Consider the following 11,330-nt stretch of genomic DNA (forward strand, 5'->3'; position numbering starts at 1 on the left):
GGCCGGGCCGGACCACGCAGGGGCGCGTGTTCAGGCGTGCAGCACGACGAGCAGTGCCGTGGCCGCCTTCTTCGACAGGTTGCGGATCGCATGCGCGCCGTCGACCGCGTAGCGCGCGGTCTCGCCGGTCTTGACCATCTGACGGCTGCCGCCGGCCGTCACTTCGAGTTCGCCGCCGAGCACGCTGAGGTGCTCGCGCGAGCCGGGCTCATGGGCCTCCGACTCCAGCGCGCCGCCCGGCTGCACGGTCAGTTCGTACCACTCGAAATTGCCGGCCAGGTCGATGGGGCCGAGGATACGCAGCCGGCACAGCCCGTCCGGGCTCGACAGCCCCGGCGTGCCGTGGGACGCGACGATCTCGATCGGCGGGGCGGCGGGTCTTTCACCACCCAGCAGCTCCGACAACTCCACCCTCAGCGCATTGGCCAGCCGCCACACCACGGCCACCGTGGGATTGGCCTGGTTGCGCTCGATCTGGGACAGCATCGACTTGGACACGCCCGCTCTTCGCGACAGTTCGTCCAGCGACAGGCCCTGCGATTGCCGCAAGGCCTGCAAGGTCGCACCGACGCGCGGGGGTTCAAGTTTCTCTGACGGGGTGGCGGACATCGGCGGCGGCAGGTGTTCGAAAGAGTGGGAAGAAGTTCGGAGAAATCCGGGAGTTCGGTTAGCGTTCCGGAGAGCGTCGACACCTTGACCGGCTGCGGCGCTTCCTTGATACTGCACGGCTGTTCGATATAACGGACACGTTCGATTTAACGGATTGTGCCGCAGGAGCACCGCATGACCAACATCGTTCCCCCGTCCACCGACGACTTCTATCGCCACCTCCAGAACGAGCTGCAAGGCATCCGCGATGCCGGCCTCTACAAGGGCGAGCGCATCATCACGGGTCCGCAGGGCGCGATCGTGAAGACGAACGACGGTCGCGAGGTCCTCAACCTGTGCGCCAACAACTACCTGGGCCTGTCCTCGCATCCGAAGGTCGTCGAGGCCGCCCATGAGGCGCTGCGCACGCACGGCTACGGCCTGTCGTCGGTGCGCTTCATCTGCGGCACGCAGGACATCCACAAGGAACTGGAGCAGCGCCTGGCGCGATTCCTCGGCACCGAGGACACCATCCTGTACGCGGCCGCCTTCGACGCCAACGGCGGGCTGTTCGAGCCGCTGCTGGGCGAGCAGGACGCCATCATCAGCGACGAGCTGAACCACGCCTCCATCATCGACGGCATCCGCCTGTGCAAGGCCAAGCGCTTCCGCTACAAGCACAACGACATGGCCGACCTGGAAGCGCAGTTGACGGCGGCGCGCGCCGCCGGTGCGCGCCACGTCATGGTCTTCACCGACGGCGTGTTCTCGATGGACGGCACGATCGCGCAGCTCGACAAGATCCGCGAGATCACCAACCGTTTCGGCGCGCTGCTCGCGATCGACGAATGCCACGCCAGCGGCTTCATGGGCAAGACCGGCCGCGGCACGCATGAGCACCGCGGCGTGTTCGGCAAGGTCGACATCATCACCGGCACGCTGGGCAAGGCGCTGGGCGGCGCCTCGGGCGGCTTCACGACCGGCCGCAAGGAAGTGATCGAGCTGCTGCGCCAGCGCTCGCGTCCCTACCTGTTCTCCAACACGGTGGCGCCCAGCATCGTCGGCGCGTCGATCGCCGTGCTGGACCTGCTGGAAGGCAGCACCGCGCTGCGCGACAAGCTCGAGACCAACACGACCTACTTCCGCGAAGCGATCCAGCAGGCCGGTTTCCAGATCAAGCCGGGCACCCACCCGATCGTGCCGGTGATGCTCTTCGACGCGGTCAAGGCGCAGCAACTGAGCGCGCGTCTGCTGGAACTGGGCGTGTACGCGGTCGGGTTCTTCTACCCGGTGGTGCCCAAGGAACAGGCGAGAGTCAGAGTGCAGATCTCCGCCGTGCATGAGCGCGAGCATCTGGAGAAGGCGGTCGCCGCGTTCGCGCAGGCGGGCCGCGAGCTGGGCCTGGTGAAGTAAGCGGCATTGCAAGAAGCCGCCTGAAGAGCAGACTGAAAAGTAGATCCCATGACGAAGATCCTGTTGATCGGCGCGAACGGCCAGATCGGTTCCGAACTGGCGGTGGAACTCGCCAGGCGCCACGGCAACGCCAACGTGATCACCAGCGACGTGGCGCCGCAAGGCCGCGTGCCGCAGCTGACGCACGAGATGCTGGACGTGACCGACGCGGCCGCGCTGGCGGCGGTGGTCAAGCGCCACGGCATCACGCAGATCTACCACCTGGCGGCGGCGCTGTCGGCCACCGGCGAGAAGCATCCGATGTGGGCCTGGGACCTGAACATGAAGGGCCTGCTCAACGTGCTGGAGCTGGCGCGCACGGTGAAGCTGGAGCGCGTGTTCTGGCCGAGCTCGATCGCGGCCTTCGGTCCGCAGACGCCCAAGCGCGACACGCCGCAGACGACGGCGATGGACCCGTCGACCATCTACGGCATCTCCAAGCTGGCGGGTGAGGGCTGGTGCCGCTGGTACCACGCGAACCACGGCGTGGACGTGCGCAGCCTGCGCTACCCCGGCCTGATCAGCTGGAAGACGCCGCCGGGCGGCGGCACGACCGACTACGCGGTCGAGATCTTCCACGAGGCGCTCAAGCACGGCCGCTACACCTGCTTCCTGAAGGAGGACCAGGCGCTGCCGATGATGTACATGCCCGACGCGCTGCGCGCGACGCTGGAGCTGATGGAAGCGCCGGCGGAGCAGATCACCGAGTGGGGCAGCTACAACCTGGCGGGCGTGAGCTTCACGCCGGAGCAGATCGCCGCGTCCATTCGCCGCCGGATCGCCGGCTTCGAGATCGACTACGCGCCGGACTTCCGCCAGAACATCGCGGCGAGCTGGCCGCAGTCCATCGACGACTCGGTCGCGCAACGCGACTGGGGTTGGAGGCTGGGCTACGACCTGGATGCGATGGCGGATGACATGCTGGCCTCGCTGAAGGCGCAGGCCGAGCAGACGACGGCGCCCGCGCAGGGCTGAGCCGCCAGGCCGGCGAGGACGTAGAGTCCGGGGCTGGTTCCTTCAGCTCAGTTTGTACACGTGTCACGACTCGCCACCGAATTCCAACGTCTCTATGACGCCGGTCCTGAAGGATCGTTGCGCGCGCTTGTGCTGGACGTCGGGCGCCCCTCCGACTGGGAGTTGCTAGGTGCTGTCTGGCGCGGGGTCCAACTCGATCTGTCGCTGCCCGCGCCGGGCACCGCCATCGCCGGAGAGAACAGCTATCAGCTGTGGTTCTCGCTGCAGCAGGGGTGCTCGCCGGACGAGGCGAGGGCGTTCTTCGACGGATTGAAGCTGCGCTATCTGAGCGGTGTCGCGGCGCCGCGCATCCGCTGTCTGACGGAAGCTCCGGCCGTGCCGGCGGAAGTCAAGGAAGGCCAATGGTCCGCGTTCGTCGCGCCGGACCTGGCGCCGGTGTTCGTCGAGGCGACCTGGCTCGACATTCCCCCGGGCGTGGAGGGCCAAGCCGACCTGCTCAAGTCCTTGAAGAGCATCACGCCCCAGGCGTGGCAAACGGCGATGGAGCAGCTGGCGCCGCCCGCTGTGCAAGACCTGGCACCGACGCCTGCACCGTCGTCGTCCGACGTCGCGCCGGCCGTCGCGACCTATTCTCCGGCAACCGGCTTCAGCGACCCCCGCGCTTTCCTGCTGCAGGTGATGAACGACGCGACCGTGCCGATGGCGTTGAGGATCGAGGCGGCGAAGGCGCTGCTGCCGCTTGCGTGAACGAGCGAGGCGAATCTTCATCCGGCGAGCGTCAGCACCCCCTCCGGATATCTGCCACACATGAAATCCACGAAAGCCTTCACCTTCGGACTCGCGAGGCGGCGCGAGGTGTGCAGGACCCACAGATCGACCTCCTTGCCGGGCACGGCGCCCCATTGCACGAGTTCGCCGCGCGTGAGCTGGCTCCAGACGATGGACTGAGGCAGTAACGCGACCCCGGCGCCGGCGATCGTGGCGTCCCGCACCATCAGCATCGAGGACAGGCGCAACACGGGGCGCGGGACGAGTGTCAGACCGCCGTCGAGTTCCCAGACATCGCCTTCCCGCGTGGTCGTGACCACCGCCGGAACGTCCACCGCAGCGGGCTTCACCGAAGCCTTGCCCGAGGCCGTTTTCCTGGCAGCGCCTCCGCCCGAGGCCGGCATTGCGAACGATGGCGCGGCGACCACCACCAGCCGGTCCGTCGCGAAGCAGCGCCCCACGAGCGTGGAGTCCATGCGCGGGTTGGGCCGGATCGCGACGTCGAAGCGCTCATCGACCAGGTTCACGACCCGGTCCTCCCCGACGACTTCGATGGTCACACCGGGGTAGAGCGCCCGGAACTCCGCGCACAGGCGGCCCATCGCCAACTGCGAGAACAGCAGCGGCGCCGCGACGCGCAGTTGCCCGCGCACCTGAGCGGCGCCCTCGACCGCGGACGCGAAGGCGTCGGCCACCTCATTCATCGGACCTTCCGTCCGGCTGAGCAAGGCCTGACCCGCCTCCGTCAACTCGAGTCCCTTGGCGCTGCGCTCGATGAGGCGCACGCCGAGCTGCTCCTCCAGATCGGCGACACGCCGCGACAGGGTCGCCTTCGACCGCCGGCCTGCACGGCTGGCCCGACCGAAACCGCCATGCGTTGCCACCAGGTTGAAGTCCGCGAGTGCGTTCAGATCCATGTGTTCCACCAATGAGACGGGCTGTACTGATTCTGGCGTCTGTGTTTATCGAATGCAACGATCTATCGTTCATCCATCGCAACCCCTGATGGAAGAACTGAACATGACCACCGTTCAAACCCAAGCCCGGACCCAAGACCAAGCTCGCGAGTCGTCTCCCGCAAGCATCCTCGTCACCGGTGCCTCCGGCACCATCGGTTCCCTCGTCGTCCAAGGTCTGGCGCGCCGCGGCGCGTCCGTGAAGGCACTGGTCCGCAAGGCGGGCAAGGCGCAGTTGCCCGCCGGCGTCGCTGAAGTCGTCGCCGACCTGTCCGACATCCCGTCGATGCGCCGCGCGCTGTCGGGCGTGCGCACGCTCTTCCTGCTCAACGCGGTCACGCCGGACGAAGTCACGCAAGGCCTGCAGACGCTGAGCCTGGCGCGCGAAGCCGGCATCGAGCGCATCGTCTACCTGTCCGTGATCCACGCGGACCAGTTCACCGACGTGCCGCACTTCACCGGAAAACACACCGTGGAGCGGATGATCGACAAGCTCGACCTGCCCGTGACCGTGCTGCGCCCGGCCTACTTCATGCAGAACGACCTGCAGGTGCAGTCGGTGATCGAGAGTTACGGCGTCTACCCCATGCCCATCGGTGCCGCGGGCGTGGCGATGATCGACACGCGCGATCTGGCGGATGTCGCCGTTGCTGAGCTGCTGCGTCGGGACGCCGCGCCCGGACCGCTGCCGCGCGAGGTGTTCGATGTCGTCGGTCCCGAAGCCCTGTCGGGCGTGTCGGCGGCCGAGACCTGGAGCCGCGTGCTCCAGCGGGAGATCCGCTACGGCGGCGACGACCTGGCCGCGTTCGAGGCTCAACTGGCTCAGGCGATGCCGTCCTGGATGGCCTACGACATGCGCCTGATGATGGCGCGCATCCAGCAGCAAGGCATGAAGCCGGCGGCCGGGACCGCACAGCGTCTGGAGACCTTGCTCGGTCGACCGCTGCGGCGCTATGAGGCGCTGGTCAAGGAACTGGTGGACGAGGCGCGGTAAGCGCGGCCACGGAGGGAAGACCGGTTCTTCAGAACCGGATCTTCCCGGTCCAGATGTCCTTGTACATGACCCAGTCGCCCATGAAGCTGTACAGCGGGCGCTTGAACGACGCGGGCTTGTTCTTCTCGAACCCGAAGTGCCCGATCCACGCGAACGCGTAGCCGCACAGCAGGCCGATGAGCAGGAAGCTCCAGGTCTGCGTGACCAGCGCGTAGGCCAGGCACAGCAGCCCCAGCGTCGAGCCGACGAAGTGCAGCCGGCGGCAGGTCCGGTTGCGGTGCTCGCCGAGATAGAACGGATAAAACTCGGCGAAGCTGTGCATCGCTTTCACGCGGTCGACGCCAGCGACCGGTTCCTCGGGCGCATGGGGAAGGGGGCTGGTGCTCATGATCGTCTCCTGGCGCGGCCCTCGCGGGGCCGTCTGCTTGGCTGAGGTCGTCACCGTACGGCGCTCAGCCGAGCGCCGCCTTCAGTGCATTCAACATCCCCTCCGGCGCCTCGGTCATCAGTGAATGCCCGGCCGGCAGGGTCGTCACGCGCGCGCCCAGCATCTCGGCCAATTGCTTTGCGGCCTTGGGCGGGGTCATCGCGTCCTTCGCGCCGAGGATCATCTCCGTCCTCACGCCGGCTGCGGTCACCTTCGCGACAGCCTCGGGCGCGCCCTGGTAGCGATCGCAGACCAGGAAGTCGTGTTCGAACAGGTTGCCGTATCCCCCGTAGCCGTCCTGCATGCGCTCCATCAGCGCCAGGTTGCCGCCGTGCATCCACGCGCCCGGTCCCGGATACGACGGCTTGCCGGCGGTCGTCGAATGCGAGAACGCATTGACCATCGCCATCGCCGCCCGCGGCCGTTCGCGCGAGGTGCTCAGCAGCGCGTCGGAGACCTTCATCGGCCACGCGGTGCCGACCAGCGCAAGACGCGCCACGCGCGCCGGACGCCGCGCCGCGGCTTCGAGCGCGATCAGCGAGCCCATCGAATGTCCAACCAGCGACACGCCGTCGTCCGCCTTCACGCCGGTGGCGTCCATCAGGTCGTTGATCCAATCGCTGAGCGCTTCCACGTCGCCCAGCGCCGGGCCTTCGCTGCGGCCGTGGCCGGGCAGGTCGACGGCCAGCACGCTGCGTCCGTGATGGGCGAAGTAGCGCGCCAGCAGCGTCCACACGCTGTGGTCGTGCAACGCGCCATGGATGAACACGACGCAGGGCAGGGCCGCGTCGAAGCGCTTGCCGCCGGTGTACGCGTAGGCCACGCGGCCCTGGACCTTGAGCTGGTTCGCACTCATTTCGAGGCCACCTTCAATGCGGACTTCAGATCGGCGATCAGGTCGTCGGGGTCTTCGAGACCGATGGACAGGCGGATCGTCCCCGCACCGATGCCCGACGCCGCGAGCGCCGCGTCGTCCATGCGGAAGTGCGTCGTCGACGCCGGATGGATCACCAGCGATCGCGCATCGCCCACGTTCGCCAGGTGCGAGAACAGCCGCAGCGCTTCGATGAAGCGCCGGCCCGGCTCGCGTCCGCCCTTCAGGTCAAAGCTGAACACTGCGCCGCTGCCCTTGGGCAGCAGCCGCTGCGCCAGCGCGTGGTCGCGATGCGAGGCCAGTCCTGGATAGTTCACGCGCTCGACGATGTCCTGCGCTTCGAGGAATTCGGCGATCTTCTGCGCGTTGCTCACATGCCGCTGCATCCGCAGCGGCAGGGTCTCGATGCCCTGCAGGATCAGCCAGGCGGTGTGCGGGCTCATGCAGGCGCCGAAGTCGCGCAGGCCCTCGCGGCGCGCGCGCAGCAGGAAGGCGCCGACGGTGCTTTCCTCGGAGAACACCATGCCGTGGAAGCCGTCGTACGGCTCGCACAGCTCGGCGAAGCGGCGGCGCTCGCCGCTGGCCGCATGCGCCCGGTCCCAGTCGAAGCGGCCGCCGTCGACCAGCAGTCCGCCGACGACGGTCCCGTGCCCGCACAGGAACTTGGTGGCCGAGTGGTAGACCAGGTCCGCCCCCAGCGCGATCGGCTGCTGCAGGTAGGGCGTGGCGAAGGTCGCGTCGACCAGCAGCGGCCGATGCGCCTCGTGGGCGATCTGTGCGATGGCCGGGATGTCCAGCACGTCCAGGCCAGGATTGCCGAGGCTCTCGCCCAGCAGCAGCTTCGTCTGCGGGCGGATCGCCGCGCGCCAGCCGTCCAGGTCGCCGGGACGCACGAAGGTCGTGTCGATGCCGAAGCGCTTGAGCGTGTAGTGCAGCAGGTTGTGCGAGCCGCCGTACAGCGCGCTCGAGGCCACGATGTGATCGCCGGCCGCGGCGATCGTCGCGATCGCCAGATGCAACGCCGCCTGGCCGCTGGCGGTCGCGAGGCCGCCGATGCCCCCGTCCAGTGCGGCGATGCGTTCTTCCAGCACGGCGGTCGTCGGGTTCGACAGCCGCGAGTACACATGGCCGCTGCGCTCCATGTTGAACAGGCCGGCGGCCTGCTCGGCGCTCTCGAACACGAACGAGGTCGTCAGATGCAGCGGCACTGCGCGCGCGCCGGTGGTGGGATCGGGCGCGGCCCCGGCGTGTAGCGCCAAGGTATCAAAGCCCGGGTCGGATGGACCTGACATGGGTGTCTCCTGCTTGTTATGGTGTCCAGTCGTGTCTGGCGCCGGGCATTGTGTGCTATGTTGCCAGCCAAGCTTTTTCTCATGCGGCCATGAAAGTCTCCGACATCCTGCGCGTCAAGGGCAGCACGCTCTTCACCGTCTCCCCCGACACCCCGCTGGCCCAGGCCGCCGAGACCATGGCCGAGCGCGACATCGGGTCGCTGGTGGTGATGGAGTTCGGCGACCTGGTGGGCATGCTGACCTTCCGCGAGGTCATCCAGGCTGTCGTCGGCAACGGCGGCAGCGTCGGGACCCGGCTGGTGCGCAGCGTCATGGACGACGCGCCGCTGACCTGCACGCCCGAGACCGAGATCGACGAAGTCCGCCGCATGATGCTCGGACGCCATGCGCGCTACATGCCGGTGCTCAACGGTCGCCAGCTGATGGGCGTGATCTCGTTCTACGACGTCGCCAAGACCGTGGTCGACGCGCAGGACTTCGAGAACCGCATGCTCAAGGCCTACATCCGCGACTGGCCGGCCGAAGACGGCGCGAACGCCGCCTGATCGGCCCGCCCAAAAGAAAACGCCCCGATCTACCGGGGCGTTCTTCATTGCAGGTTCGATGACCCTTGCCGGATGGCAAGGGCGGGGGCTCTTACATCCAAGCCACGCCGTAATAGTCATAGACCTTGCGGCCATATTCATCGGAGTACTCGGGACGATCGGTCTGCGCGTAGCGCGGGGCCTTCTCCAGCTGGTCCTCGCGCAGCGGCACGACGTAGCCGTCCAGGCTGGTGTCGTACTTCAGCATGTTCCAGGGGATCGGATACCGGTCGGTGCCGATGCCCATGAAGCCGCCGAATTCGAGCGCGGCATAACGGACCAGGCCCGAGCGCTTGTCGATCACGAGGTTGTCGATCGAGCCGAGCTTGTCGCCGTTGCCGTTGTAGACCTTGGTGCCTTCGACGCGGTCGGAAGCGATGGTGGTGCTGGCCATGAGGGTCTCCTGGTGGGTTGGGATAGGAGGTTCAAGGCAATCGCCGTGCCGCCGACGCCGCCCACGCCGCCCACGCAGTCTTCCCCGATGCCGCCTGGCGGTTGTCCCGGACATCGGCGCCGAGCGGGAATTTCCCTTGCCTCGACAAAGAAAATCCCTTCAGCCCCGTCATCCCTCAACGCCGCGTCCCCTTGCGGCCGCCCTGCATGCCCAAGCTGCCTCATGCCCTCCAGGAAGCCATCGACATCGTCAGCGAGGCCGCGCAAGGCTGGAGCGACGACAACGCCCCCAGCATGGGCGCGGCGCTGGCGTACTACACGCTGTTCTCGATCGCGCCGCTGCTGCTGATCGTCATCAGCGTGGCGGGCCTGGTGTTCGGCGAGCAGGCCGCGCGCGGCGAGGTCATGGAGCAGCTCTCCGGCCTGCTCGGCACCGACGGCGCCGTCGCGGTCGAGGACCTGCTCAAGCGCGTCAACCGGCCGGAGGAGGGCGGCTGGGCCGCGGCGATCGGCACGATCGTGCTGCTGGTGGGCGCGACCTCGGTGTTCGCCGAACTGCAGAACTCGCTCAACCGGATCTGGAAGGCGCCGATGGCGCGCAGCGGGCCGGTCTGGCAAGGGCTGGTGACGCTGCTGCGCAAGCGTCTGCTGTCGCTGGGCCTCATCCTCGGCCTGGGTTTCCTGTCGATGATCTCGATGGTGGCCAGCGCCGCGCTCGCCGCGATCAGCAAATGGTGGACGCCGTGGCTGGGCACCGAGTTCGTCCTGCTCGCCCAGATCCTGAACGGCACGCTCGCCTACGCGCTGATCACCGTGATGTTCGCCGTCATCTACAAATGGGTGCCGGACGTCCCCGTGCGCTGGCGTGACGTCTGGGTCGGCGCGCTCATCACCTCGGCGCTCTTCAGCCTGGGCAAGACGCTGATCGGGCTGTACATCGGCCGCAGCGGCGTGAGCTCCGCCTACGGCGCCGCTGCCTCGCTGGTCGTCATGATGCTGTGGGTCTACTACTCGACGCAGGTGTTCCTGATGGGCGCCGAACTCAGTTGGGCCTTCGCCAAGCGCCACAGCCTGCGCGAGCAGGCCGTGGCGACCGTCGCGCGCACCCTGGAACCGCGCTGACACGGCCCGGGAGGCTAGCGGACGATCACCCGGAAACCCGCGCCGATCCTTGTTCTTCGTCCGGCATGTCGCTTGCCAGGAAAGCGCCATGATCGCGACGTCCCTCGAGCAGCGCGCCCCTGCGCCCGGCTTTCCCGAGCTGGGCGAGACGAACTCGCCCGTGCGCGAAGGACCGCTCCCGGTCGATGCGCACTCGATGGCCGAGGAACGCCATCGCCGCTGGTGCAATGTGCGCCGCGTGCTGCTGATCCGGCTGGACGGCGTGGCCGGCGTGCTGGCCTCGACAGCCGCGTTCGCGGCGGTGCACGAGACGATGCCCTGGACGCAACTGACGCTGCTGGCGGCGCCCGAGGCGCTGGCGCTGCGACCGCATCTGCAGGCGGTGGACGACGTCATCACCTTCAACGCACCCTGGACCGCCGACGGCGCCGCCGCGCTGAGCGCCGAACCGCCGAGCATGCGCGGCGACGCCGAGATGCACCTGGTGCGCAAGCTGCGCCGCAGCCACTTCGACGCGGCGGTGCTGTTCTCGCCCGCGCACCAGAGCGCGCTGCCCGCCGCCCTGTTGTGCCGCATGGCGGGCATTCCGCTGACGCTCGCCCATGTGCGCGAACCCGCGCATGGCCTGCTCAGCGATGAACGGCTGATCGCCGACGACCTGGCCGACGACGGCCACGACGACCCGCGTCGCCAACTCGCGCTCGTGGCGCACGTCGGCATGCGCACCGCCGACGAACGGCCGCGCCTGCGCCTGCTGCCCAAGGACAGCCACCAGATGCGGAACCTCTTGCAGCAAGCCGGCTTGCGCTTCGGTCAGCGCTACGTGCTGGTCTGCCCGGGCGGCGGCGGGGCGCGCCACTGCCCGGCCGCGGTCTTCGCGGCGGCGGCGGACGTGCTGCTCGACG

At 68.1% G+C, this 11,330-nt stretch carries 13 protein-coding genes; 7 read left to right on the forward strand and 6 right to left on the reverse strand.

Features of this window, described 5'->3' with window-relative positions; translation table 11 throughout:
- Positions 1–30 precede the first annotated feature (30 nt).
- Positions 31–609 carry an XRE family transcriptional regulator gene (locus tag VF536_RS22590; RefSeq protein ID WP_331617151.1) on the reverse strand — a complete coding sequence of 193 codons (579 nt, stop codon included), beginning with the start codon at positions 607–609 and terminating at the stop codon, positions 31–33.
- A gap of 174 nt (positions 610–783) precedes the next feature.
- Between VF536_RS22590 and kbl the strand changes: the two genes are divergently transcribed.
- The 3 genes from kbl to VF536_RS22605 are packed head-to-tail and all read left to right on the forward strand — an operon-like array spanning position 784 to position 3,762.
- The gene (kbl, locus tag VF536_RS22595; RefSeq protein WP_331617152.1) at positions 784–2,001 is read left to right on the forward strand and encodes a glycine C-acetyltransferase; all 1,218 of its coding nucleotides are present in this window, start codon (positions 784–786) and stop codon (positions 1,999–2,001) included.
- A gap of 48 nt (positions 2,002–2,049) precedes the next feature.
- A complete protein-coding gene (locus tag VF536_RS22600) occupies positions 2,050–3,015 on the forward strand; it encodes an NAD-dependent epimerase/dehydratase family protein (RefSeq protein ID WP_331617153.1) in 966 nt (321 codons plus the stop codon).
- Positions 3,016–3,075: 60 nt separating this feature from the next.
- On the forward strand, positions 3,076–3,762 hold the full coding sequence (locus VF536_RS22605; RefSeq protein WP_331617154.1) for a hypothetical protein: 687 nt from the start codon (positions 3,076–3,078) through the stop codon (positions 3,760–3,762).
- 17 nt (positions 3,763–3,779) lie between these two features.
- On the opposite strand, the gene VF536_RS22610 is transcribed toward VF536_RS22605, so the two are convergent.
- Complete coding sequence (locus tag VF536_RS22610) at positions 3,780–4,700, reverse strand: LysR family transcriptional regulator (RefSeq protein WP_331617155.1); 921 nt, start codon at positions 4,698–4,700, stop codon at positions 3,780–3,782.
- A gap of 103 nt (positions 4,701–4,803) precedes the next feature.
- Between VF536_RS22610 and VF536_RS22615 the strand changes: the two genes are divergently transcribed.
- Positions 4,804–5,733, forward strand: a complete 930-nt coding sequence (locus VF536_RS22615) for an SDR family oxidoreductase (RefSeq protein ID WP_331617156.1) — start codon at positions 4,804–4,806, stop codon at positions 5,731–5,733.
- Positions 5,734–5,761: 28 nt separating this feature from the next.
- Here the strand turns inward: VF536_RS22615 and VF536_RS22620 are convergent, their stop codons facing one another.
- From VF536_RS22620 to VF536_RS22630, 3 genes are all read right to left on the reverse strand, one after another.
- Positions 5,762–6,121 carry an Mpo1-like protein gene (locus tag VF536_RS22620; RefSeq protein WP_331617157.1) on the reverse strand — a complete coding sequence of 120 codons (360 nt, stop codon included), beginning with the start codon at positions 6,119–6,121 and terminating at the stop codon, positions 5,762–5,764.
- 64 nt (positions 6,122–6,185) lie between these two features.
- Positions 6,186–7,016 carry an alpha/beta hydrolase gene (locus tag VF536_RS22625; protein ID WP_331617158.1) on the reverse strand — a complete coding sequence of 277 codons (831 nt, stop codon included), beginning with the start codon at positions 7,014–7,016 and terminating at the stop codon, positions 6,186–6,188.
- Complete coding sequence (locus tag VF536_RS22630) at positions 7,013–8,326, reverse strand: O-acetylhomoserine aminocarboxypropyltransferase (RefSeq protein WP_331617159.1); 1,314 nt, start codon at positions 8,324–8,326, stop codon at positions 7,013–7,015. Before VF536_RS22630 ends, VF536_RS22625 begins: the two co-directional genes overlap by 4 nt.
- 89 nt (positions 8,327–8,415) lie before the next feature.
- Here VF536_RS22630 and VF536_RS22635 point away from each other — a divergent pair, with 89 nt between their 5' ends.
- Positions 8,416–8,871, forward strand: coding sequence for a CBS domain-containing protein (locus VF536_RS22635; protein WP_088404153.1), 456 nt, complete (start codon positions 8,416–8,418; stop codon positions 8,869–8,871).
- A gap of 91 nt (positions 8,872–8,962) precedes the next feature.
- On the opposite strand, the gene VF536_RS22640 is transcribed toward VF536_RS22635, so the two are convergent.
- Positions 8,963–9,304 carry a PRC-barrel domain-containing protein gene (locus VF536_RS22640; protein WP_088404154.1) on the reverse strand — a complete coding sequence of 114 codons (342 nt, stop codon included), beginning with the start codon at positions 9,302–9,304 and terminating at the stop codon, positions 8,963–8,965.
- Between the two features lie 206 nt (positions 9,305–9,510).
- Between VF536_RS22640 and VF536_RS22645 the strand changes: the two genes are divergently transcribed.
- The gene (locus VF536_RS22645) at positions 9,511–10,425 is read left to right on the forward strand and encodes a YihY/virulence factor BrkB family protein (protein ID WP_331617160.1); all 915 of its coding nucleotides are present in this window, start codon (positions 9,511–9,513) and stop codon (positions 10,423–10,425) included.
- A gap of 88 nt (positions 10,426–10,513) precedes the next feature.
- Positions 10,514–11,330, forward strand: an 817-nt coding sequence (locus tag VF536_RS22650) for a glycosyltransferase family 9 protein (RefSeq protein WP_414710434.1), incomplete at its 3' end; no start/stop codon positions are given.

Origin of the sequence: Roseateles sp. (assembly GCF_036486225.1) — a bacterium.
Lineage (GTDB): Bacteria > Pseudomonadota > Gammaproteobacteria > Burkholderiales > Burkholderiaceae_C > Roseateles.